The following is a 23,995-nucleotide window of genomic DNA, read 5'->3' on the forward strand; positions in this document are numbered from 1 at the left end:
ATGCTTGAAAAAGTCGATGTCCTGATCGTCGGTTCCGGCGCATCGGGCGCCGCGGTGGCGTGGAGCCTTGCCGACACCAGGATGCGGATCGTCTGCCTCGAGCAGGGTGATTGGGTGAAGCCGGCGGACTATCCCAGCAACGGAAGGGACTGGGAGGCGCGCTTGTTCAGCGATTTCGCCATCAACCCCAACCGCCGCGCGCGGCCGACCGATTACCCGATCAACGATGCCAATTCGCCGATCAAGGTGGTCAACTTCAACGGCGTCGGCGGCAGCACCATCGTGTACACGGCGCATTTTCCGCGTATGCACCCATCCGATTTCAAGGTGCGCACGCTCGACGGGGTCGCCGACGACTGGCCGATCGATTATGCGACGCTGGAGCCGTACTTCGCCGAGAACGACCGCATGATGGGCGTCTCGGGGCTCGCGGGCGATCCCGCCTATCCGCCAAAGCAGCCGCCGATGCCGCCGCTGCCGCTCGGCAAATCCGGCGCCCGGTTCGGCAAGGCGATGAACCAGCTCGGCTGGCACTGGTGGCCGTCCGACTCGACCATCGCCACCACCGACTACGAGGGCCGCGCGCGCTGCATCAATCTCGGCCACTGTACGCCCGGCTGCGCGCAGGGCGCCAAGGCCTCTACCGATATTACCTATTGGCCGCATGCGATCCGCGCCGGCGTCGAATTACGCACCATGTGCCGGGTTCGCGAAGTCACGGTCGATGAGCACGGCATGGCGTCCGGCGTCATCTATTACGACGCCGAGGGCAAAGAGCAATTCCAGCCCGCCGAAGTCGTCATCCTCGCCTGCAACGGCGTCGGTACGCCGCGGCTGATGCTGAATTCGGTGTCGGCGAAATTCCCCAACGGCATTGCCAATTCCTCAGGGCTGGTCGGCAAGAACCTGATGTTTCACCCCTACGCCCTGACCTACGGCTATGTCGACGAACCGCTCGACGGCAACCACGGCCCGCCGCTCTGCCTGTGGAGCCAGGAATTCTACGAGACCGACCCTGGCCGCGATTTCGTGCGCGGCTATACCTTCCAGTTCGGCCGCGGCGTCGGCGCCATCATGGAGGCGATCGTGAGTTCCGCCGCCGGGCGATTGCCCTGGGGCGACGACCATCACGCCGCCTACCGGAAACTGGTGAATCGCCGAATCGGGCTTTCGGCGATCTGCGAGGACCTGCCCGAGGAGCACAATCGGGTGACGCTCGATCCCGTGCTGAAGGATTCCAGCGGCATCCCCGCGCCGAAGCTCGACTACACCATCAGCGCCAACAGCATGAAGATGATGAACCACGGCATCGCGCGGGCGAAAGAGATTCTCACCGCCGCCGGCGCCAGCAATATTGCCGTCGAGAGTCCGATCCTGAACGGCGGCTGGCATCTGCTCGGTACCGCGCGCATGGGCAGCGACCCGGAGCGTTCGGTCGTGAACGAATGGGGCCGCTGCCACGACGTGAGGAACCTGTTCATCGTCGACGGCAGCATCTGGGTAACATCAGGCGGCGTGAACCCGACCTCGACCATCCAGGCGCTGGCGCTCTATATCGCCGACAGCATCAAGCAGCGCCTCGCCAATTTGTTCGACTGAGAATGAAAGCCATGGCAGCCGATAACCTTAGCGCCGAACAAGTCCGCGACCTTCGCGCGCTGGCCGGCACGATTATCCCGCCGAGCGCGGTCTACGACGTGCCGGGAGCCGACGACGAGAAGATCTTCAAGGACATCTTGAGGAGCCTCGAGCGCGACCGCGACGATGTCCGTCGCGCGCTGGCGCAGCTCGCTACGCTTGCAGGGAGCGCCTTTGTGGAGCTCGGACCGGAGCGCCGTGCCGAAGTGGCTAACGCGTTTCGTGAAACCGGCGGCGCACCGCTGGCCGCCCTGGTTCGCGTGGTGCTGCTTTGCTATTACCGCGATGACCGCGTGATGCAATCTCTCGGCCTGGAACCGCGCCCGCCCTTTCCCAAGGGACATGTCGTCGAGCAGGGCGACTGGTCGCTGCTCGACCCGGTCCGCGCGCGACCGCCAATGTACCGCAGGGTGGATTGATCGGGGACCGGCGTCGATACTTGCAGAGGCCGGACAAAGCGCGCCCACCGCGGGATCCGGCCAACTTATCGAGGCTCTAGCGGACGCCCCGCGCGAACTCAGACCGCGCGGCTGCGGGGCCTGGTCTTCACGCTTTTCGGCAGTTCTGCGGCCGCAGCAACCGGCTGCCGCTTGCCTGGTCCGGGATGGACATGGACGCCCTTGGCCGTGACGGGCTCGCCGCATTCCGAGCAGACTAGCACCGGATCGAACATCTTGCCGCAGCTCTTGTGCTCATGGAGCAGGGGCCTGCCGCGCTCGTCGACCATGTGGGTATCGCCCCAATGCACGATCGCCATGATGATCGGGTAAAGGTCGAGGCCCTTCTGGGTCAGGATGTATTCATGCCGTTTCGGCGATTCCTGGTACGGAATCCGGCGCAGGACGCCGAGGCGAACCAGTTTCTTCAGGCGCTCTGCGAGCAGGTGCCGGGTAATGCCCAATGCCGACTGGAAGCCCTCGAACCGCCGGGTCCGCAGAAAGCATTCGCGCAGGATCAGCAGGGTCCAGCGATCGCCGATCACCCCGACCGTCCGGGCCAACGAGCATGGCTCCTCTTCGAGTTCATCCCACTTCATCGCATTCTCCGGCCGGTCCCGTCCAAATCGGTTCAATTTTAGATCGTTCTAATTAGGAACTAAGTTTGGAACAACCATCGAATTATGGCGCATAACATACATCATAGCTGGAAAATTGCATCCGGCTTGACAGTTCAATTATAGAACTTTAGTGCTTGATCCTCGCCCGGCGGCCGGATCGCCGCCGCGGGGCAGAGTGAGTGACTCCAGGAGGAGAGTTCGTTGGCAGGTCCCCTGAAGGTTGAATTTCAGTTCGATTTCGGTAGCCCGAATGCCTATCTGGCGGAGAAGGCGTTGCCCGGCATCGAGCGGCGCACCGGGGTGAAGTTCGAATATGTGCCGGTGCTGCTCGGCGGCATCTTCAAGGCCACCAACAACATGTCGCCGTTCGAGTCGCTCCGCGGCATCAAGAACAAGCCCGAATATAATGCGCTGGAGACCCAGCGCTTCATCCGGCGCCACAACATCACGACATTCAGGCCGAACTCCTTTTTCCCGGTCAACACGCTGATGCTGATGAGGGGCGCCGTCGCCGCCCAGTCCGATGGCATGTTCGAACCCTATTTCCGTGCTGCCTACCATCACATGTGGGAGGAGCCGAAGAAAATGGACGACCTCGAGGTTTTCCGGAATGCGTTCATTTCGTCCGGTATCGATATCGACCGGCTGATTGCCCGCGCGCAGCAGGACGAGGTCAAGAAGAGGCTGATCGAAGCGACGAACGATGCCGTTGCCCGCGGCGCCTTCGGTTCGCCGACCTTCTTCGTCGGAAAGGAAATGTTCTTCGGCAAGGACCAGCTTCGCGACGTCGAGGAATCGATTGTCGAGCAGACCAGCCGCAACGACGGCCCGACACCGTCGACGCAGACTGGAAAGTGACAGAATTATACCTGACCGGGAGAATACCCTTGCAGAAGAGAAACGCGACCGTGGCCGTGATCGGCGCCGGTGATTTCATCGGCAGCGAAATCGCCAGGAAGTTTGCCTCTGAGGGCTTCACGGTATTCGCCGGACGCCGCAACGGCGCCAAGCTCGAACCGCTGGTGAAGGAGATCGAGGCGGCGGGCGGCGAGATCCACGCCCGGTCGCTCGATGCGCGCAACGAAGAGGAAGTCGTCTCCTTCCTGGAGGATGCCGACAAGCACGCGCCGCTCGAGGTCTGCATCTTCAACGTCGGCGCCAACGTCAATTTCCGGATTCTCGATACGACCGAGCGCGTGTTCCGCAAGGTCTGGGAAATGGCCTGCTATTCCGGCTTTCTCGCGGGCCGCGAGGCAGCGCGCCTGATGTTGCCCCGGGGTAAGGGCAATATCTTCTTCACCGGCGCGACCGCGAGCCTGCGCGGTGGATCGGGCTATGCCGCCTTCGCCAGCGCCAAGTTCGGCCTGCGCGCCGTCGCTCAGTCGATGGCGCGCGAACTCGGACCAAAGAATATCCATGTCGCCCACCTCATCATCGATTCCGGCGTCGATACCGAATGGGTGCGCCAGCGGCGGCTCGAGGCGCTGGGAACGGGTGCGCTCGATAACCCCGATCTACTGATGCCGCCATCGTCGGTCGCGGAATCCTATTGGCTGCTTTATCGGCAGCCGCGCAGCGCCTGGACATTCGAGCTGGAAATACGCCCCTTCGGCGAGAAGTGGTGAAGGAAGCGTCGTTTTCGGGCTTCGAAGCATGATATAGCCTTGCCAGGCTACTGCCGTAAAGAACCGGAGGAATTCGTGAAGACAGCAATCACTGAAATGTTCGGCATCGAGCATCCCATCATTCAGGGCGGCATGCATTATGTCGGCTTTGCGGAGCTTGCATCCGCTGTCTCGAACGCCGGCGGCCTCGGCATCATCACCGGTCTGACGCAGCGGACGCCCGAATTGCTGGCCAAGGAGATTGCGCGCTGTCACGACATGACGGACAAGCCGTTCGGCGTAAACCTGACATTCCTGCCGGCATTCACCGCGCCGCCCTATCCGGAATACATCGCCGCCATCAGGGAAGGCGGCATCAAGGTTGTCGAAACCGCAGGACGCAGCCCGGAGCAATACATGCCGGCGCTCAAGGCGGCGGGCATCAAGGTCATCCACAAATGCACTTCGGTCCGCCATTCACTGAAAGCCGAGCAGATCGGCTGCGACGCGGTCAGCGTCGACGGCTTCGAATGCGGCGGGCATCCCGGCGAAGACGACATGCCGAACATGATCCTGCTGCCGCGCGCCGCCGAGGAATTGAAGATTCCGTTCGTGGCGTCGGGAGGAATGGCGGATGCGCGCAGCCTGGTGGCGGCGCTGGCGATGGGCGCGGCCGGCATGAACATGGGCACGCGCTTCATTGCGACCAAGGAAGCGCCGGTGCATGACAACGTCAAGAAGGCACTGGTCGCCGCGTCCGAGCTCGACACCCGGCTTGTGATGCGCGCGCTCAGGAATACCGAGCGGGTGCTGAAGAACAAGGCCGTCGACCGCCTGATGGAAATCGAACGCGAGAAGGGCGCCGGCCTGAAGATCGCCGATATCCATGATCAGGTCGCCGGCGCCTATCCCAAGGTCATGATCGACGGCGATTTGGACGCGGGGGCCTGGAGCTGCGGGATGGTGGTCGGATTGATCAAGGACGTGCCGACCGTGAAGGAACTGATCGACCGCATCATGGCGGACGCCGAGCGCATCATCCGCGAGCGTCTGATCGGATTCCTCGACGGCACCGGTCCTGCACAGCCGGCGAAGGTCGCCTGAAGGCAAACCCAGGTCCCTCTCGACCTCATGGTGCGGCTGCGACAAATCAACCCGACGAGGCTGGGCAAGAACTCGGCATTTTCGAGAGTTGATGTACGATTCGTTTTATGACGAATCGTACATTCAAGAGCGGCGAGAGCCGCGAGCAACCCAGTCTCCTTCCTCCCCGGATTGAGGACTATGTGGGGCCGGACAATCCGGTGCGGGCGATTGAGGGCTTTGTTTGCGCGCTCGATCTTGCAAAGCTCGGTTTCCGCCATGCGGATCGCGGCGTGGAGGTAGGGCAGCCGCCCTATGATCCGGCCGATCTTTTGAAGCTGTACCTGTACGGCTACATCAACCAGGTCAGGTCGTCGCGCCGGCTGGAGCGGGAAGCTGGCCGCAATCTGGAACTGATCTGGCTGTTGAAGAGCCTGCGACCGGGGTACCGGACGATCGCGAACTTTCGCAAGGAGAACTGGAAGGCCTTGAAGGCGGCGAACCGCAGTTTCGTGCTGCTGATTCGTGAGCTTGGCCTTGTCGGCGGAACCATTGTTGCGATCGACGGCTCGTTCTTCCACGGCGACGCCAGCAAGGCGAGCATCTTCACACGCAAGCGGCTCGCCGAGCAGATCGCCGGCCTGGATCGAGAGATCGAGGCTTACGGCAAGTCCCTTGAGGACAATGATGCGGCGGAAGCCAAGGAGCCAAGGAAGGATCGAGCGGCCGGTGATGGCGGCGGAGGAGACAGCGGCGATATTGGCACGAAGGTCGCGACGCTGATGGCCAAGCGCTCACGCGCCCAGGCCGACCTTGCTCGGCTGGAAGAGAGCGGCGAGACGCAGCTATCCCTGACCGATCCGGACGCCCGGCTTCTGGTCAAGAACGGTCAGGGCGTCGCAGGCTACAATGTGCAGACCGCCGTCGACGACAAGCACAAGCTCATTATCGCAAGCGAGGTGGTGAACGACAGCAGCGATGTCGGTCAGCTCCACGCGATGGCAAGGACGGCAAAAGACGCCCTCGAAGCCGAGGCTCTGCAGGCGCTGGCCGATGAGGGCTATTACAGCAGTCTCGAACTGAAGGCGTGCGAAGATGACGGCATCGTCGCCTATGTGCCGGTGCCGGAGGGCAACGGGCAACTCGAGAAGAAGGGCCGCTTCAGCCTCAAGAACTTCCGCTATGACGCCACAGCCGATGCCTACACTTGTCCCGCCGGCGAACTGCTGCGTCCGATGGAAGGGCGCTGGAAGAACACCAGTGGCCGGACCGAGATCCGCTATGCGAGCAGCACGAAGACCTGCAGGACGTGCCTGTTAAGGGCACGTTGTCTGAGCCCGAAGGCATCTCGGCGGACCATCGGTCGCTGGGAGCACGAAGATGTTCTCGACCGTCATCGCGCGCGGATGCAAGGCGCAGGCGAGCTGATGCGCCGTCGTTCCGGGATTGTCGAGCATCCCTTCGGCACCATCAAATGCCGTGCGGGCTATCGGCACTTTCTGGTCCGAGGCTTCAACAAGGTCCGCGGCGAATGGAGCCTGATGGCGCTCTGCTACAACTTCACCCGCGTGCTCAATATCCTCGGTTTCGAAGAATTTGTGGCTCAAATCGCAGCAAAGGTGCAGGCGCTCGCTGTTCTCGAATGCGCTCTCGAACCCCTCCTACGCTGCATTCAGCGCGTCATGGTGCCGTTCTGGACCCATATCACGCTACAATTCAAAATCCGCTGGCTCCTACCCACTCCAGCCGCCTGAACCATATTTCTTGCCCAGCCTCGACGGGCAAATTTCCGCTTAACCCGTCGAGGCTGGGCAAGAACTCGGCATTTTCGAGAGTTGATGTACGATTCGTTTTATGACGAATCGTACATTCAAGAGCGGCGAGAGCCGCGAGCAACCCAGTCTCCTTCCTTCCCGGATTGAGGACTATGTGGGGCCGGACAATCCGGTGCGGGCGATTGAGAGCTTTGTTTGCGCGCTCGATCTTGCAAAGCTCGGTTTCCGCCATGCGGATCGCGGCGTGGAGGTAGGGCAGCCGCCCTATGATCCGGCCGATCTTTTGAAGCTGTACCTGTACGGCTACATCAACCAGGTCAGGTCGTCGCGCCGGCTGGAGCGGGAAGCTGGCCGCAATCTGGAACTGATCTGGCTGTTGAAGAGCCTGCGACCGGGGTACCGGACGATCGCGAACTTTCGCAAGGAGAACTGGAAGGCCTTGAAGGCGGCGAACCGCAGTTTCGTGCTGCTGGTTCGTGAGCTTGGCCTTGTCGGCGGAACCATTGTTGCGATCGACGGCTCGTTCTTCCACGGCGACGCCAGCAAGGCGAGCATCTTCACACGCAAGCGGCTTGCCGAGCAGATCGTCGGCCTGGATCGAGAGATCGAGGCTTACGGCAAGTCCCTTGAGGACAATGATGCGGCGGAAGCCAAGGAGCCAAGGAAGGATCGAGCGGCCGGTGATGGCGGCGGAGGAGACAGCGGCGATATTGGCACGAAGGTCGCGACGCTGATGGCCAAGCGCTCACGCGCCCAGGCCGACCTTGCTCGGCTGGAAGAGAGCGGCGAGACGCAGCTATCCCTGACCGATCCGGACGCCCGGCTTCTGGTCAAGAACGGTCAGGGCGTCGCAGGCTACAATGTGCAGACCGCCGTCGACGACAAGCACAAGCTCATTATCGCAAGCGAGGTGGTGAACGACAGCAGCGATGTCGGTCAGCTCCACGCGATGGCAAGGACGGCAAAAGACGCCCTCGAAGCCGAGGCTCTGCAGGCGCTGGCCGATGAGGGCTATTACAGCAGTCTCGAACTGAAGGCGTGCGAAGATGACGGCATCGTCGCCTATGTGCCGGTGCCGGAGGGCAACGGGCAACTCGAGAAGAAGGGCCGCTTCAGCCTCAAGAACTTCCGCTATGACGCCACAGCCGATGCCTACACTTGTCCCGCCGGCGAACTGCTGCGTCCGATGGAAGGGCGCTGGAAGAACACCAGTGGCCGGACCGAGATCCGCTATGCGAGCAGCACGAAGACCTGCAGGACGTGCCTGTTAAGGGCACGTTGTCTGAGCCCGAAGGCATCTCGGCGGACCATCGGTCGCTGGGAGCACGAAGATGTTCTCGACCGTCATCGCGCGCGGATGCAAGGCGCAGGCGAGCTGATGCGCCGTCGTTCCGGGATTGTCGAGCATCCCTTCGGCACCATCAAATGCCGTGCGGGCTATCGGCACTTTCTGGTCCGAGGCTTCAACAAGGTCCGCGGCGAATGGAGCCTGATGGCGCTCTGCTACAACTTCACCCGCGTGCTCAATATCCTCGGTTTCGAAGAATTTGTGGCTCAAATCGCAGCAAAGGTGCAGGCGCTCGCTGTTCTCGAATGCGCTCTCGAACCCCTCCTACGCTGCATTCAGCGCGTCATGGTGCCGTTCTGGACCCATATCACGCTACAATTCAAAATCCGCTGGCTCCTACCCACTCCAGCCGCCTGAACCATATTTCTTGCCCAGCCTCGACGGGCAAATCACAACTATAGCTCCGCGCGTCTCACCCGATGAGAGGGGCGGATCGCGATCGTCACGAACGTGCGGTGGGATGCGGTGGACGCGGGAGTTGCGACTGACGAGCGTGACTCAAGCGGACGGCGAAGCCGTGTGGTCCTGACGCCTCGAGGTTGGCGTTCAAGTTCGCGGGAAGCAAAACTTCCGCGGACGACGGTGACAAGCAAATCCTGATCGCCGGGGAGAGCTCGGAGTAAGCCGTAACCCACTGCGCAGGGAAGGCCGGATTGCCTCCGCTGAACCTGTATGCTCGTGTGCGTTTCTTGATGCACACCGTTGCACACGAGACCGCGGGTGCAGCGCGCACCCGGCTTTCCCTGCGCCCTTGTTCTTATCGAGGGTGACAATCGACGCAAAGCTCGGGCGCCTCGCGCCGCGAGAATGCGGACGCATATCTGCTGTTTTGAAATTCGAAACAAATTCCCACATCGTCATTGCGAGGAGCGTAAGCGACGAAGCAATCCAGCTCGGTTTCAGCGAAGCTGGATTGCTTCGCTTCGCTCGCAATGACATTGATAGGCCCGAAGTCCCGTAGCCCGGATGGAGCTCTTGCGAAATCCGGGGCCACAGTCATCGCTGCGGGCCCGCGCCGGCCTTGGGATCGGTGACGATGGTCTGTTTCAGCACCTCGAACACCGACGCGGTGTCCTGATCGCCGAGGCCCATGGCCATCGCCTGCACATAGACCGGCTGCGTCAGCGTAAACAGCGGGGTCGCACAGCCGACGTCATCGGCGAATCCGGCGATGATGGCCATGTCTTTTTGCCAGGTAGAGACCTTCATGGTCGCGGGTTCATAGACACCCTCGACCATCATCGGCGCGCGCATCTGGAACATTCGCGAGCCGCCGGCGCCGGGGCCGATCATGTCGACCACCTTCTTCGGATCGAGTCCGGCGCGCTGTGCCAGGACCATCGCCTCGGCGGCGGCGACATTGTGAATGGCGACCAGGTGATTGGCGATGAACTTCATTCGGCTGCCATTGCCGTAGGCGCCGAGATCGGCGCTTTGTTTGGCAAAATCGGCGAACAGATCGGAACACTGGGCAATGGCAGCGCTGTCGCCGCTGGCGTAGACCACAAGGTCGCGATTTCTGGCTTGCGCGCCGGTTCCGCTCAGCGGGCAATCCAGTGCGATGTGGCCAGCATGGTTCAGGATGGCTTCGAAACGAAGCTTGTCGGTGATGCTGAGTGTGGAGAGCTCGACCACGATCCGCGGCGGCGCACCGGTATTGGCGATGGTAGTTGCTACATCCTCGACCGCCTCGGGACTGGAAAGGCTGGTCATGATGATTGGGGCGTCGCGCGCGACCTGTCCGGCGTTATCGGCGATAATGATGTTGTCGCGCGCGAGTTCGGCGCATCGTGCGGCGTCGATGTCAAAGCCGACGACGCGCCACCCGCGCTCGACCAGATTGCGGGCGATCGCGCCTCCCATGATACCAAGCCCAACGATCCCAACGGTCTTGTCCATGCGAGTACGCTCCTTGCCAGCCGAATTTGCGAGCGGCGCCGGCCGCGCCTTGAATAATTAGTGATCAGGCGATAAACAATCATCGGATAGTTTCGACCGGTCAAGTACGGTTCGTAAGTGGCTTGCTGCATATCTCGACCGATCGTGTCCCAAGGCCGCAACGACCGGCGAGATTGCAGGGAAACGCTGAAATGGGAGGTGTTGGCGACATGCCAGATGCAAGTCCGCCCGCGGACGACCCCGCCTACGCCGCCATGATCGACCGCGCCAGAGCGCTCGTTCCGCGCTTGCGTGAACGCGCGTCCAGAACCGAAGAATTGCGGCGTTTGCCGCCGGAGACCGAGCGCGACCTGCATGATGCCGGCTTGTTCAGGATCATGCAGCCGAAGCGGGTAGGCGGTTCCGAGCTGGACTATGTCGCGCTGGTGGATTGCTCCGATGTGCTCGCGCAAGGCGATGCGTCGGTGGCCTGGAATTTCGCCAATCTCGCGAGCCACCACTGGATGCTGGGCATGTTCGATCGGCGCGCTCAGGACCTGATCTGGAGTAGCAACGCCGACACCCTGATCGCATCTTCCTTCATTTTTCCCTCCGGCCGGGCCAGGAAAGTCGACGGCGGATATCTGCTGCAGGGGCACTGGCCGTTCTCGTCGGGAGTGGGGTCGAGCGAATGGAATATGCTCGGCGGCGTCGTTGCCTCGGACGATGAAGCCGATGGTATCGAATACCGGATATTCCTGCTTCATAAGAAAGACTACAAGGTCACCGACACCTGGAATGCGAGCGGATTGAGGGGAACGGGATCGAACGATGTCGAGGTCGCCGAAATCTTCGTCGCGGAACCGATGACGGTTGCGGTGGGCGATCTCGCAGGCGGTTCGACCCCTGGCAGCGCTGCCAATCCAAATCCACTCTATGCGCTTCCGGTCTTCTCGTTATTCCCCTATGTGCTTTCCGGCGCGGGCTTGGGTAACGCACAGGCCTGCCTGGACGACTATATCGACATCACCCGCCATCGCGCATCGACCTATAATCGCGCCAAGCTCGGTGACTTCCAGAGCACGCAGATCAAGATTGCCGAGGCGTCGGCGAAGATCGACGCTGCCCGCCTGATCATGCGCTCGCGATGCCTGGAGGCGATGGCCGATGCAAGGTCCGGCCATGTTCCGGATATGGCTGAAAAGACCAGATTGCGGCGTGACGGCGCCTATTCCGTCAATCTATGTACCGAAGCGGTCTCGCTGTTGTCCTCGGCAAGCGGTGCGCGCGGCTTGTTCACGACAGGCGCCTTGCAGCGGCAGTTCCGCGACGCCCACGCCATCAATTCGCACCTTGCGTTCAATTTCGACGCGGCCGGCACCAACTTCGGCCGCGTGGCCCTTGGCCTGCCGTCCGAAAACCTGACGCTCTGAGGCCAGCGCATGACCGACGCGCCCAAGCACCCGATCAATCCGGACCCGGCCAATGAGTTGGCCAGCGACAGTTCGTTGATCGACCCCCGGGACTTTCGCAACGCGCTGGGCACCTACGCCACCGGCGTCACCATCATCACGGCGGTCGCCGCCGACGGAAAACCTTATGGGCTGACCTGCAATTCGTTCGCCTCGGTATCGCTGAACCCGCCGCTGGTGCTGTGGAGTCTGGGGATGTTTTCGCAGGGCCTGAGCATCTTCCAGAACGCCAGCCATTTCGCGGTCAATGTTCTCGGCGCATCGCAGCAGGCGCTTGCCAACAAATTCGCCAAGTCCTCGGAAGACAAGTTCGCCGGGGTCGAATGGACGCCGGGCCTCGGCAATGCGCCGATTCTCGCCGATAGTGTTGCGAATTTTCAATGCCGCGCAGCCAACCGATACTATGGCGGCGACCACGTGATCTTCCTGGGCGCCGTCGAGGCTTATGCCTACAACCGGCAAGAGCCGCTGTTGTTCGCCCGCGGCAGCTATGGCCGGTTTCTCAAGCCCGACGCCCCGCCATGAGCACGAAAGCGTCACCCAAGCGTGCACGCGTCAAGCAGAAGCGGCTGTCGCCGGACGACCGCCGCCGGGAGTTCGTGGCCAAGGCCACCGAGTTCTTCTCGGAGGAGGGATTTGACGGCGGGACACGCGATCTGGCGCGGCGGCTCGGCGTGACGCAGCCACTGCTGTACCGCTACTTTCCAAGTAAAGACGACCTGATCAAGGAAGTCTACCGCACCGTCTACCTCGAGCCGTTCGATCCCGGCTGGGAGAAGCTGCTGACCGATCGCTCCCGGCCGATCCGCGACCGGCTACAGGAATTCTACAACGCCTACACCGATGTAATCTTCACCCGCAAATGGCTTCGCATCTATTTCTACGCGGGCCTGAAGGGGCTCGACATCAACCGATGGTACATCGGCGTGGTGGAGGACAAGATTCTGTCACGCATTGTCAATGAATGCCGTCATGAAGCGGGGCTTCCGGAGCAGAGTAAGCCGACCGCTTCCGAGCTGGAGATGGCGTGGGTGCTGCAAAGCGGAATCTTCTACTACGGGGTTCGCAAATACATCTTCGAGTCTCCGGTGCTGGAAGACAAGAGCCAGGTGATCAGCGGCGCGCTGGACGTTTTTCTGACCGGCTTTGCGCGGTTTTTTGCGTCAGCCGGTGGATCCATACGCGCAACGGAGAAGACGGTCGGAAGAGCTGCCTTGGCATGACCTCTTCGACCCCGTCCGGTCCGGATCAGGATTTCGACATTTCGGCCCGGTACCAGTCGCCGATCTCGCTTGCGGTCATCAGCGCGACGCCGTCATGGCCGATGACGTAATCGAGCAGCGCTTCGAGATATTTGATCCGATGCGGGACACCGGTGATGTAGGGGTGGATCGAGATCGCCATGACCCGCGCATTGGTGGCGCCCTCGAGATACAACCGGTCGAACTGGTCGGTGCAGCGCTGCAGAAATTGCTCGGAAGACAGATGCTGCAGCGCGTGAATGACGATGTCGTTGGTTTCGACCGAATACGGAATGGTCGTGATGGTGCCATGAGACGTCGCGATATCCTGCGGAAGATCGTCGATCACCCAGTCCGCGACATATTCGATGCCGTTGAGGCGCAGCAGATCGAGGGTTTCGTCGGTCTCCGTCAGGCCCGGACTTTCCCACGATCGCGGCGGTTTGCCGGTGAATTTTGCGATGGTCTCGACCGCCCGTTTGATCGCATCGGCCTGGTTGTCCAGTTTGTGCATCGGACCCTGAACGAAGCCATGACCCATGAATTCAAAGCCAGCCTCGAGTGCCGCTGACGCGACGCGGGGGTACGCGCGACAGACGTTGGCGTTCAGCGCCAGCGTTACCGGAATGTGGCGGTCCGTCAGCGCCTTGAACTGGCGCCAGAAGCCGGCGCGCATGCCGTATTCGTGCCAGGACCAGTTCGGCACATCCGGTAGCAATGGCTGTCCCATCGGCGGGCTCAGCACGGTTCGCGGCATCGCGTTCTCGATCCGCCATTCCTCGACGTTGAGGATGACCCATACCGCGAGCTTCTTACCATCAGGCAGCCGGAGTTTCGGCCGGTCGACTTGCGCCTGATAGGGGATGCGATCGGTCAGAGCCACGGCGCGCCCTCCTCAATTACGGATTATTCCGCGGCCTTGGATCGGCTCGTAGTGCCGGCATTGATGCGCGGCATCACCTTCTCGGCCATCAGGATCATGGATCGGCGTCCAAGCTCGCGGTCCTTCCAGTCCTTGCCGGCATAGAGCAGCGTGCCGAATTGGCCGACTTCGTCCTGGAAGGCCAGCAGTTGATCCGCGACGCTATCAGGCGTTCCGTAAATGATCAGCCTGTCGCAGATCGTCTCGAGCGTCACTTCATCGTCGGGCTGGTCGCGGCGCGTCTTGAACAGCTCGATGCGGCCGTTCTTCTTCAGTTTGGTGAACAGCGAACGGTAATAATAGACGTAGGGCCCATTCGGATCGGTCGCATAGGCCTTGGCGGTGGCGGCATCCTCGGCGACAAAGACGCTCTTTGCGACGCGCCAGTTTGCCGGCTCGGCCGCGCGGCCACCGCGTTCGCAGCCCTCGGCGTATTTCGGCCAGTGGCTCTTCACCCAGGCCGGCATCAGGAAGTTGGCCGAGATCGGATCCCAGCCGCGGGCGGCGGCCTCGGTGACGCCCTTCGAGAACGGCGCAACGGCGGTCACGACGATGGGCGGATGCGGCCGCTGCAGGGGGCGGGCGATGATTCCCTGGCCGATGTCCCTGATCAGGGTCTTTCGCGTCGTGATGTTCCAGTATCTTCCCTGAAGATCGTATGGCGCTTCGCCGGCCCAGATCTCCAGCACCTGATTGATCGATTCAAGAAACATCGCGTTGCGATCGGCGTCCAGATTGCCGAATAACTCCGCATCCGACAGCAGGCCGCCGGGGCTGATTCCGAAGATCAGCCGGCCGTCGAGCATGTGGTCGAGCATCGCCATGGTGGCGGCGACGGTGCCGGGATGGGTGTTCGGCATGTTGATCGTGCCGGTGCCGAGCCTGATCTTTTTGGTCGCGGCTGCGATCCAGGCAATGAACGCGATGCAGGAAGTGATGTTCTCGGCCCGATCGGTGACGTGTTCGCCGACATAGGCTTCGGTAAACCCCAGTTCGTCGGCGAGCAAAAAGGCCTCGCGGTCTTCCTGCAGGGACAGCCGCCAGTCCTTGTCGAGAGGATGAATCGGCATTGTGAAGAATCCCAGATTCACTGCCTCTCCTTCCTGGCTTCCCCGGGTTCGACGCGAACCGGGGCGATTTGTCGTTGCTACCATTATGACAAGTCCGAAAGTCGAGTCATCAGAAATAATCGCTCGATAAACAAACTTGACCTTTAGAGGTCGCCGCCGTCTAATCCAAAGAAAATCCGCCAAACGGCCCCGGGGGAGGTCACGCCAGATGAAAGCTGCGGCTTTCGCTTACGCACGCGCAACCAGCGTCGTGAACGCGCTGGATTTGCTTGAAGCGCATGGGGGCAGGGCAAAGGTGCTGTCGGGCGGCCAGAGCCTGATGCCCGCGATGAATCTGCGACTGATCTCGCCCGAATTTGTCGTCGATATCGGCGAGATTGCTGAACTGCGCGGTATTGCCGTGACCGGAGATAGTGTCAGGATAGGCGCGCTGACCCGCCATGTCGAACTTCAGAGTTCGCCGGTAATTGCCGCGCACACGCCGCTGTTGACTGAAGCGATCGCGCATGTTGCGCATCCCGCAATCCGCAACCGCGGCACCATCGGCGGCAGCCTCGCCCATGCCGATCCCGCATCGGAACTGCCGGCCTGCATGGTAGCGTTGAATGCGACGATTATCATCCGCGGCAAGGCGGGCGAGCGGCGCGTGGAGGCGAAGGATTTCTTCACGGGCATTTATGAGACGGTTCTATCTCCGCAGGAATTATTGGTCGCCGTTGAACTGCCGACTGGGCGAAGAAAATCGGCGCATTTCTTCCACGAATTCGCCCGGCGGCATGGCGACTACGCCATCGCCGGCCTTGCGGCGCAGGCGGTCGTGGAAGGCGATCTCTTCGCCGATCTCCGGCTTGCCTTCTTCGCCGTCGGCGATCGGCCTGTACTGGCCAAGGTCGCGACCAAGCTGACCAACATGGCTATCACGCCCGCGGATTTGTCGGCGGCTCTGTCGGTCCTCAGCCAGGAGCTCGACCCCCAGTCTGACCAGCAGGCATCCGCCTCCATGCGGCGGCATCTCGCAAGGGTGTTGCTGGCACGATGCGTCGGCACGCTGCTTGGCCGTCCCGATCTTGGCGCCGGGGGATCTGCGTGACCGCTCCCGTATCGATCTCGCTCGATGTCAACGGCGAGCGCGTCGATGCGCTGGTTCTGCCGCGCCTCAATCTGGCGGATTTTCTGCGAGAACAGCTGCAATTGACGGGGACCCATGTAGGCTGCGAACATGGAGTCTGCGGCGCCTGCACCGTGCGGGTAAACGGCGAGATCGTTCGTTCCTGCCTGATGTTGGCGGTGCAAGCGCACGGCACAGCGGTCGAGACCATCGAAGGGTTGTCCGACAGCGGCGAAGTCGCCGACCTGCAGGCCGCCTTTCGCGATCGCAACGCCCTACAGTGCGGATTTTGCACCCCGGGCATGCTGATGGCGGCGCAGGATCTGCTGAAGCAGGAGGCTAGGCCGGACCGCGATCGGATCCGTGAGCATCTTTCCGGTAATTACTGCCGCTGTACCGGCTACCAGGCCATTATCGATGCGGTCGAGACCACGGCGCGGGTGCGTGGAGGACGCAGGGTATGACGATCGCCTCGGCTAATCCCGAAATCCTCTCCGAGCTCGACCGGCCGAATTCCTATATCGGCAAGACAATGCCGCGGCCGAATCTCGAGCGGCTGATGCAGGGGCGTGGGCTCTATGTGAGCGACATGGAGGCGCCGCGCATGGGGCAGGTGGTGTTCCTGCGTTCGCCCCATGCCCATGCGAAGATCATCGGTATTGATGCCGCCGCAGCCAGGCGCGTGCCCGGCGTCATCGCCGTGGTGACGGGTAAGGAGCTTGCTGAAGTCATCACGCCGTGGGTAGGCGTGCTCTCGCATCTGAAGGGTCTCAAGTCCGCTCCGCAGCACGCCATCGCCATCGATCGCGTCTGCTGGCAGGGCGAAGCCGTCGCCGCCATCGTGGCGACCAGCCGCGCCGTGGCTGAAGACGCCGCGGAGGTCGTCAGGGTTGAATACGAGGAACTGGAGGCGGTGACGGACATGCGCACCGCGCTCGATCCGGCAACCCCGGTGATTCATCCCGCGTTGGGCGACAACCTCGCCTTCGAGCGCAACCATGATGCGGGCGAGGTCGATGCGGCGTTCGCCGGCTCCGACGAGGTGATGGAAGCCGATTTCATCTTTGGACGGCACACCGGCGTGACGCTGGAGCCGCGTTCGGTCGTGGCCGACTGGAACGCCGCTGAGGAGCGGCTGACGATCTACCAGGGCACGCAGGCGCCGCACATGGTGCAGAATATTGCGGCGCTGCACCTTGGACTACAGGAGCAGCAGGTCCGCGTGGTCTGCAAGGACGTCGGCGGTTCCTTCGGCATCAAGGTCCACATCTACGCCGACGAAATGGCCACCTATGCGCTGTCGAAGCTGTTGCGCCGTCCGGTCAAGTTCGTGGCCGACCGGGTCGAAAGCTTCAACACCGATATTCACGCCCGCGACCATCGTTGCAAGGGACGGATCGGCGTCAAACGCGACGGGACCATCACGGCATTCGAGATCGACGATCTCACCGGCATCGGGCCCTATTCGATGTATCCGCGCACCAGCGCCATTGAGGCCAATCAGGTCGTCAATCTCGTCGGCGGCCCCTATGTGACGAAGAATTATCGCGCCCGCGCCCGCGTCGTGTTCCAGAACAAGAATGTCATGTGCCAGTATCGCGCGGTCGGTCATCCGATCGCCTGCTCGGTGACGGAAGGCCTGGTCGATCTCGCGGCGGCGAAGATCGGGATGGATCCGGTCGAGATCCGCCGCCGCAATCTCATTGCCGATGACGGTTATCCCTGCGCTTCGCCGTCGGGCCTGCGGTTTGAGCTACTGTCACATCACGCCGCCATGAACAAGCTGATGGCGATGATGGATTATGATGCGCTACGCGCCGAGCAGGCGGCGTTGCGGGCCAAGAAGGTCCATCGCGGCATCGGCATCGCCAGTTTCATCGAAGTCACCAATCCCAGCGCGGCGTTCTACGGTGTCGGCGGCGCTCGCATCTCGTCGCAGGACGGCGTAGCGGTGCGGCTGGACGCCCAGGGGTCGGTGATCTGCCAGACCAGCATCACCGAACAGGGGCAGGGCTCGGAATCCCTCACCGCCCAAATCGTCGGCAGCGTGCTCGGCGTCTCGATGGAGCGGGTACGGGTCATATCAGGCGATACCGACAACACGCCCTATGGCGGCGGCACCTGGGCATCGCGCGGCGCCGGCATCGGCGGCGAGGCCGCGCTGCAGGCGGCGAAGATCTTGCGCAGGAACATCCTGAATGTTGCAGCTGCCGTCCTGCAATCCTCGCCGGCCGAACTCGACATCGCCGGCAATGCGATCGTGAACGCCAGCGACGGTGCGCCGCGCATGGAGCTGCGCGAGCTCGCACGGATCATCTATTTTCGTCCCGATACGCTGCCACCGGGCATTCGGCCCGAACTGATGGCGACGCGCCACTTCGTGCCGCGCGAATATCCGTTTGCCTTCACCAATGGGGTTCAGGCCTCCTGGCTGGAAGTCGACACCGACACCGGTTTCGTCAAGCTGCTCCGGCATTGGGTGGTCGAGGATTGCGGCACCCTCATCAATCCGCAGCTGGTCGACGAACAGATTCGGGGTGGCGTGGTGCAAGGCCTCGGTGCTGCACTGTTCGAGAAGTGCATCTACGATGAACGCGGCCAGCTGACCAACGCGAACATGGCCGATTACCTGGTTCCGATGTCCGGCGAGATGCCCGACATCGATGTCGGCCACGTGGTGTCGCCGACCTCGGAGACGGAGTTGGGTGCAAAGGGCGCGGGGGAGGCCGGTACGGCGGGAGCTGCCGCGGCGGTGGCGAATGCAGTGAACGACGCGCTCAGGCCGTTCGGCGCCGTTATCACCGAGATTCCCTTGACGCCGCAGGTGATCCTGACCGCGCTGGGACGAATTTGAACGAGGACGAGCCGGGAAAACCGCATATGGTGCAGCCAACAATATGAAACGCAGAGGAGGAAGCGCGCGGGCCAGCTCGCGGTCGCCCAATATTCAACGATCCGGCGGGTGCTTGTCCGCTTCGGGTCAAAAGCGGACATGATCCTTTTTCATTGTGATGTCCGCTGTGTTCATCCAATATACCACCAAAACAAGAGACATATGGGGAGGATCAAATGAAACGCAGGACACTTCTCGGCGGAACGATCGCGGTCGTCATGCTTGGGCTGACCTCGGGCGCAGTCGCACAGCAGCCGCCGATCAAGATCGGCATGAGCATGCCGCAAACCGGCGGTCTCGCCGGCGGCGGCAAGGCTTCGTTGCTCGGCATCGAGATCTGGCGGGACGACGTCAACGCCAAGGGAGGCCTGCTCGGCCGCAAGGTCGAACTTGTGGTCTATGACGACAAGTCGAGCGCTTCGGAGACCCCGGCAATCTATTCGAAGCTGATCGATGTCGATAAGGTCGATCTCCTGTTTGCGCCCTATGCGACCGTGCCGACGGCACCGATCATGCCGATGGTCAAGCAGCGCGGTCTCCTGCTGATCGGCAACTTCTCTTTCCAGGTGAACAGCAAGGTCGGCCACGACATGTGGTTCAACAATGCGCCGTGGGGACCGCCAGATAGCTGGGCGGCTTCGTTCCTCGATCTCGGCCAGAAGGCCGGCGGCAAGACCATTGCGCTGCTCGCGGCGGACCAGGAATTCGCCCAGAATCTGGCAAAGACCGCAAGGGAGGTCGCGACCAAGCGCAACATGCAGGTCGTGTTCGACCAGGCCTATCCGCCCAACACGGTGGAATTCTCCAGCATCATCCGTGCGCTCAAGGCCGCCAAACCGGACATCGTCTATGTCGCGTCCTATCCGCCGGACTCGGCCGGGATCTTGCGCGCCGTGAACGAGATCGGGATTGGCGACAACGTCAAGATTTTCGGCGGCGGCATGGTCGGCCTGCAATTCGGCGCCGTCATGGAAAATCTGGGCTCGTTGCTCAATGGCGTCGTCAACTACAACTCATGGCTCCCGGAAAAGAGCATGTATTTCGACGGGACCAAGACGTTCTTCGAGACTTATGCGAAGCGCGCCGTGGCAGCCAAGGTCGATCCGCTCGGCTACTATCTTGCGCCGTTCGGCTATGCCAGCGGTCAACTGGTCGAGCAGGCCATCAAGGCGGTGGGGTCACTCGACCAGAAGGCCATCGCAAAATATCTGCGCGAGAACGAGCACAAGACCATCGTCGGCCCGATCGCATTTTCGGCGGACGGCGAGCGCAAGGAAACCGCGGTGCTGCAGGCCCAGTTCCGCGGCGTCGTGGACAAGAACATCGAGCAGTTCCGCACTTCGGGCAAGCAGGTGATCCTGTTCCCGGAGAAACTGAAATCGGGCGATCTCATCAGTCCCTTTGAGGCTGCCCGGAAGTAAACCTCGCGGCGTTTTTTCCGAACCATGGTGCGCTGCCAGGGGGCAGCGCGCCTGCGTCTTCGACAACTGGGATGGGATAAACGGCGTGCGCGAACCGGGGCAGCGGCGGCTCAAGAGCGGGCCAAGGGGGACGTTACGTGTTTTCATTTGAACTGCTGCTCGATGCGGTGGTGATCGGGGTGCTGCTCGGCTGCTTCTATGCGGCGGTCAGTCTTGGATTATCCGTCTCGTTCGGCCTGCTCGACGTTCCCCACGTCGCGCATCCGGCCTTCCTGGTGCTGGCGTCCTACGCGGTATTCTTCCTCAACGAGCATTACGGAGTCGATCCGCTGCTGGCAGGGCTGATGATCACGCCGTTTTTCTTCCTGTTCGGTCTCGCCGCCTACCGCCTGTACTACGAAACATTTGAAAAGCGCGGCAGCGACGCCGGCGTGCGCGGCATCGCGTTTTTCTTCGGCATCGCCTTCATCATCGAAGTACTGATCATCCTGCAATTCGGTGTGGACCAGCGCTCGGTCACCGCGACTTATGTCGGCAAGGCCTGGCGGATAGGCGATATGCGGATTCCGTTCCGGCTGGTAGTCGCGTTCGGGGTCGCCGCAGCGCTGACGATCCTGCTGACGCTGTACCTGTCGCGAACGTACATGGGACGCGCGATCCGCGCGGTCGCGCAGGACCAGGAGGCGCTACGGCTGATGGGCGCCAACCCGATCCGGATCAAGCAATGGGCGTTCGGCATCGCAACGGCCGTGCTCGGAATCGCCGGCGCCTTGCTCATTATCGTCGCGCCCGTCGAGCCGACGCTCGACCGCACTTATATCGGGCGGACATTCTGCGTCGTGGTCATGGCCGGGCTCGGCAGCATGAGCGGCACGCTGGTCGCCGCCATCATCCTCGGCGTCGCCGAAACGATCGTCCTGACCCTGTTCGGCGCCTCCTGGGCGCCGGCTATTTCCTTCGCGATGCTGCTCGGCGTTCTTGCCGTCCGGCCGCAGGGCCTGTTCGGCAGGCTGTCATGAAGCGAAACGGCATCTTTTTCTGGGTCGGAGCGGCCCTGTTTCTCGGCGGCGCGCTGCTGATGACTCAGGTCATCGGTAATCAATATCCCTTCTTTGCCGGCTACGTGATCCTGCAGTTCATCGTCCTCGCCGTCGCATGGAGCATCCTCGGCGGCTATGCCGGTTACGTGAATTTCGGCACCAGTGCGTTTTTCGGCATGGGCGTCTACACCGCCGTATTCCTGGTCAAGTCGGTTGGCGCGCCGCTTGCCGTGCAGATCGCGGCCGCAGCCGTCGTCGGTGCCCTGATGGGCTTCGCCCTGGGCCTCCTGACCTTGCGCATGAAGGGCATCTTCTTCTCGATCGCGACCATTGCGCTGACGATCGTCATCGAGACCTCGATAACGAACTGGCGATATGTCGGCGGCGCGGCCGGCATCCAGATGCAGCGGCCGGCGGTGATGGCGCCGTTCGAAAATTATGTGCAGATGCTGTTTTTCGTTCAGGCGCTCCTTGTGGTGCTGGCGGTTGCGATCTCGCGCTACATTCAAAAATCATGGATGGGCCACGGCCTGCAGGCGCTCAAGGACGACGAGCTCGCTGCGGAATGCACGGGGGTGCCGACCCTGCGGCTAAAGCTGCTGGCTTGCGTCATCTCCGGGGCGCTGATGTGCGCGGCCGGCGCCCCCGCCGCGATGTACCTGCAATACGCGGACCCCACGTCCGCGTTCAATCTCAACTACTCCGTCTCGGTGCTTGCGATGTCGCTGATCGGCGGCACCGCGCATTGGGCGGGCCCGGTCGTCGGCGCGATCCTGCTGGGCACGACGCAACAATTGCTGACCGTCACCATCTCGTCGGAAGTGAACGTGCTGGTGCTCGGCGTGATGCTGGTGCTGTTCGTAGTGGCCGCGCCAGAGGGCATCATTGGCCTGATCCGAAAGGTTCGCCGCAATCGCAACGAGGGCGAAGGATGATGCCCCCCGAAACCCAGGCACCCCTGCTGCGGATATCAGCGCTTACCAGACGTTTCGGCGGTTTCACCGCGCTCGACAATGTCAGTGTCGACATTCGTCCGGGAGAGCGCTTCGGCCTTATCGGCCCGAACGGCTCGGGGAAGACGACGCTGATCAACTGTATTTCCGGCGCGTTCCGTACCGAGGCCGGCACAGTGGTGTTCCGTGACGAGGACATTACGCGGTTGCAGCCGCATATGCGCACACGCCGCGGCATTGCGCGCAGCTTCCAGATCCCGCGTCCGTTCAAGAGCATGACGGTTGCCGAAAACCTCATGGTCGCGCTCGACTTCGCGGCGGTCACCGGCGAGATCGTCTCGGCTGCGCAACGGCGCGACACCATGATGTCGATCCTGACGCGGATGGGTCTCGCGTCGAAGGCGAACGTGTCGGCAACGAAGCTGAGCCAGGTGGAATTGCGCAAGATGGAGCTCGCCCGGGCGATGGCGACGCACCCCAAACTCCTGATTTCCGACGAGGCCATGGCCGGCCTTTCCAGCTCGGAAGTCGATGAGGTGCTTGATCTGCTCATGAGCCTTGCGGGGCAGGACATCACCATCATCATGATTGAGCACATCATGCAGGCGGTGATGCGTTTTTCGGACCGCGTGATGTGTCTCGACGCCGGCAGGATCATCGCGATCGGCACGCCGAACGAAGTCATGGCCAACCAGCGCGTGCAGGAGGCCTACCTTGGCACTTAGCCTTGCCATCAAGGACCTCGATGCGGGGTACGGCGCCGTGAAGGCGCTGCGCGGCGTCAGTCTCCGTGTCGAGGCCGGCGAGACCGTCGCCTTGCTCGGCACCAACGGCAACGGCAAGAGCACGCTGATGAAGTGCGTCGCAGGCCTGGTTCGGCCGGAGCGCGGAAGCGTGTTGCTGACGATCGACGGAACGACGCACGATCTGGCCAGGCTGTCGACCGAGGCCATTGTCGATCTCGGCGTCGCGCTGGTTCCCGAGGGACGGCGGCTGTTTCCCAAGCTGACCGTGCTGGAAAATCTGATGCTCGGCGCCTTCCGCAAGGCCGCCCGGCAAAACATCGACCGCAACCTTGCGCTCGCCTTCGAGACATTTCCGGCGCTCAAGGGGCTGCAGGGCCAGCTCGCCGGCACCATGTCAGGCGGGCAGCAGCAGATGCTGGCCATCGCGCGCGCGCTAATGTCGTCGCCGCGCCTGTTGTTGATCGATGAGCCTTCGGTAGGCCTGTCACCGCTCCTGGTCTCGCAGACCATCGCCAAGATCGGCGAGCTCAATCAGCATCTCGGCCTGACGGTGCTCATGGCGGAGCAAAACTTCAACCAAGCGATCCGGATCGCCGATCGCGGTTATATCATTGTCCATGGCGAGATCGTCGTCGCGGCCGATTCGGTGGACGAATTGAGAGGCAACGACATCGTCAAGCGGCTCTATCTAGGCGGCGTCGCATGATTGCCCGCTAGGAGCCGCGGCGGAAAGACGGCCGACGACG

At 62.1% G+C, this 23,995-nt stretch carries 22 protein-coding genes; 18 read left to right on the plus strand and 4 right to left on the minus strand.

What is annotated here, in order from left to right:
• On the plus strand, window positions 1-1,599 hold the full coding sequence (locus KMZ29_RS08940) for a GMC family oxidoreductase (RefSeq protein ID WP_215623353.1): 1,599 nt from the start codon (window positions 1-3) through the stop codon (window positions 1,597-1,599).
• An 11-nt stretch (window positions 1,600-1,610) separates the two neighbouring features.
• Window positions 1,611-2,057, plus strand: a complete 447-nt coding sequence (locus KMZ29_RS08945; RefSeq protein WP_215623354.1) for a hypothetical protein — start codon at window positions 1,611-1,613, stop codon at window positions 2,055-2,057.
• A gap of 98 nt (window positions 2,058-2,155) precedes the next feature.
• Here the strand turns inward: KMZ29_RS08945 and KMZ29_RS08950 are convergent, their stop codons facing one another.
• On the minus strand, window positions 2,156-2,674 hold the full coding sequence (locus KMZ29_RS08950; RefSeq protein ID WP_215623355.1) for a winged helix-turn-helix transcriptional regulator: 519 nt from the start codon (window positions 2,672-2,674) through the stop codon (window positions 2,156-2,158).
• Between the two features lie 222 nt (window positions 2,675-2,896).
• Between KMZ29_RS08950 and KMZ29_RS08955 the strand changes: the two genes are divergently transcribed.
• The 5 genes from KMZ29_RS08955 (at window position 2,897) to KMZ29_RS08975 (ending at window position 8,862) form a co-directional block, all read left to right on the plus strand.
• Entirely contained in the window at window positions 2,897-3,553 is a 657-nt protein-coding gene (locus KMZ29_RS08955; RefSeq protein WP_215623356.1) for a 2-hydroxychromene-2-carboxylate isomerase, read from the plus strand.
• A gap of 29 nt (window positions 3,554-3,582) precedes the next feature.
• Entirely contained in the window at window positions 3,583-4,320 is a 738-nt protein-coding gene (locus KMZ29_RS08960; RefSeq protein WP_215623357.1) for an SDR family oxidoreductase, read from the plus strand.
• 75 nt (window positions 4,321-4,395) lie between these two features.
• A complete protein-coding gene (locus KMZ29_RS08965; protein ID WP_215623358.1) occupies window positions 4,396-5,403 on the plus strand; it encodes an NAD(P)H-dependent flavin oxidoreductase in 1,008 nt (335 codons plus the stop codon).
• A gap of 107 nt (window positions 5,404-5,510) precedes the next feature.
• Window positions 5,511-7,136: an IS1182 family transposase gene (locus KMZ29_RS08970; protein WP_215623359.1), complete on the plus strand. Its 1,626-nt coding sequence runs from the start codon at window positions 5,511-5,513 to the stop codon at window positions 7,134-7,136.
• Between the two features lie 175 nt (window positions 7,137-7,311).
• Window positions 7,312-8,862, plus strand: coding sequence for an IS1182 family transposase (locus KMZ29_RS08975; protein WP_249779866.1), 1,551 nt, complete (start codon window positions 7,312-7,314; stop codon window positions 8,860-8,862).
• A 639-nt stretch (window positions 8,863-9,501) separates the two neighbouring features.
• Here the strand turns inward: KMZ29_RS08975 and KMZ29_RS08980 are convergent.
• A complete protein-coding gene (locus KMZ29_RS08980) occupies window positions 9,502-10,404 on the minus strand; it encodes an NAD(P)-dependent oxidoreductase (protein ID WP_215623361.1) in 903 nt (300 codons plus the stop codon).
• A 209-nt stretch (window positions 10,405-10,613) separates the two neighbouring features.
• On the opposite strand from KMZ29_RS08980, the gene KMZ29_RS08985 reads away from it, so the two are divergent.
• From KMZ29_RS08985 to KMZ29_RS08995, 3 genes are read left to right on the plus strand one after another with little or no spacing between them, the layout of a single operon-like run.
• Complete coding sequence (locus KMZ29_RS08985) at window positions 10,614-11,816, plus strand: acyl-CoA dehydrogenase family protein (RefSeq protein ID WP_249779867.1); 1,203 nt, start codon at window positions 10,614-10,616, stop codon at window positions 11,814-11,816.
• Between the two features lie 9 nt (window positions 11,817-11,825).
• Complete coding sequence (locus KMZ29_RS08990; protein WP_215623363.1) at window positions 11,826-12,380, plus strand: flavin reductase family protein; 555 nt, start codon at window positions 11,826-11,828, stop codon at window positions 12,378-12,380.
• Window positions 12,377-13,078 (plus strand): TetR/AcrR family transcriptional regulator, encoded by a 702-nt coding sequence (locus KMZ29_RS08995; protein WP_215623364.1) that lies wholly within the window; start codon window positions 12,377-12,379, stop codon window positions 13,076-13,078. Before KMZ29_RS08990 ends, KMZ29_RS08995 begins: the two co-directional genes overlap by 4 nt.
• A 25-nt stretch (window positions 13,079-13,103) precedes the next feature.
• On the opposite strand, the gene KMZ29_RS09000 is transcribed toward KMZ29_RS08995, so the two are convergent.
• Both KMZ29_RS09000 and KMZ29_RS09005 read right to left on the minus strand, forming a co-directional pair.
• Window positions 13,104-13,979 carry a polysaccharide deacetylase family protein gene (locus KMZ29_RS09000; RefSeq protein WP_215623365.1) on the minus strand — a complete coding sequence of 292 codons (876 nt, stop codon included), beginning with the start codon at window positions 13,977-13,979 and terminating at the stop codon, window positions 13,104-13,106.
• A 23-nt stretch (window positions 13,980-14,002) separates the two neighbouring features.
• Window positions 14,003-15,109, minus strand: coding sequence for an LLM class flavin-dependent oxidoreductase (locus KMZ29_RS09005; protein ID WP_215623366.1), 1,107 nt, complete (start codon window positions 15,107-15,109; stop codon window positions 14,003-14,005).
• A gap of 187 nt (window positions 15,110-15,296) precedes the next feature.
• On the opposite strand from KMZ29_RS09005, the gene KMZ29_RS09010 reads away from it, so the two are divergent.
• From KMZ29_RS09010 to KMZ29_RS09045, 8 genes are all read left to right on the plus strand, one after another.
• Window positions 15,297-16,178, plus strand: a complete 882-nt coding sequence (locus KMZ29_RS09010; protein ID WP_215623367.1) for an FAD binding domain-containing protein — start codon at window positions 15,297-15,299, stop codon at window positions 16,176-16,178.
• Window positions 16,175-16,660 (plus strand): (2Fe-2S)-binding protein, encoded by a 486-nt coding sequence (locus KMZ29_RS09015; RefSeq protein WP_215623368.1) that lies wholly within the window; start codon window positions 16,175-16,177, stop codon window positions 16,658-16,660. Before KMZ29_RS09010 ends, KMZ29_RS09015 begins: the two co-directional genes overlap by 4 nt.
• Window positions 16,657-19,050 (plus strand): xanthine dehydrogenase family protein molybdopterin-binding subunit, encoded by a 2,394-nt coding sequence (locus KMZ29_RS09020; protein WP_215623369.1) that lies wholly within the window; start codon window positions 16,657-16,659, stop codon window positions 19,048-19,050. The genes KMZ29_RS09015 and KMZ29_RS09020 overlap by 4 nt, the downstream gene beginning before the upstream one ends.
• Before the next feature lie 215 nt (window positions 19,051-19,265).
• Window positions 19,266-20,510, plus strand: a complete 1,245-nt coding sequence (locus KMZ29_RS09025) for an amino acid ABC transporter substrate-binding protein (RefSeq protein ID WP_215623370.1) — start codon at window positions 19,266-19,268, stop codon at window positions 20,508-20,510.
• A gap of 137 nt (window positions 20,511-20,647) precedes the next feature.
• The gene (locus KMZ29_RS09030) at window positions 20,648-21,529 is read left to right on the plus strand and encodes a branched-chain amino acid ABC transporter permease (RefSeq protein WP_215623371.1); all 882 of its coding nucleotides are present in this window, start codon (window positions 20,648-20,650) and stop codon (window positions 21,527-21,529) included.
• Complete coding sequence (locus KMZ29_RS09035) at window positions 21,526-22,485, plus strand: branched-chain amino acid ABC transporter permease (RefSeq protein ID WP_215623372.1); 960 nt, start codon at window positions 21,526-21,528, stop codon at window positions 22,483-22,485. The genes KMZ29_RS09030 and KMZ29_RS09035 overlap by 4 nt, the downstream gene beginning before the upstream one ends.
• The gene (locus tag KMZ29_RS09040) at window positions 22,482-23,228 is read left to right on the plus strand and encodes an ABC transporter ATP-binding protein (protein WP_215623373.1); all 747 of its coding nucleotides are present in this window, start codon (window positions 22,482-22,484) and stop codon (window positions 23,226-23,228) included. The genes KMZ29_RS09035 and KMZ29_RS09040 overlap by 4 nt, the downstream gene beginning before the upstream one ends.
• Entirely contained in the window at window positions 23,218-23,955 is a 738-nt protein-coding gene (locus KMZ29_RS09045; protein WP_215623374.1) for an ABC transporter ATP-binding protein, read from the plus strand. Before KMZ29_RS09040 ends, KMZ29_RS09045 begins: the two co-directional genes overlap by 11 nt.
• Window positions 23,956-23,995: the final 40 nt, after the last annotated feature.

The sequence above is a fragment of the Bradyrhizobium sediminis genome (genome assembly GCF_018736085.1).
GTDB lineage: Bacteria > Pseudomonadota > Alphaproteobacteria > Rhizobiales > Xanthobacteraceae > Bradyrhizobium > Bradyrhizobium sediminis.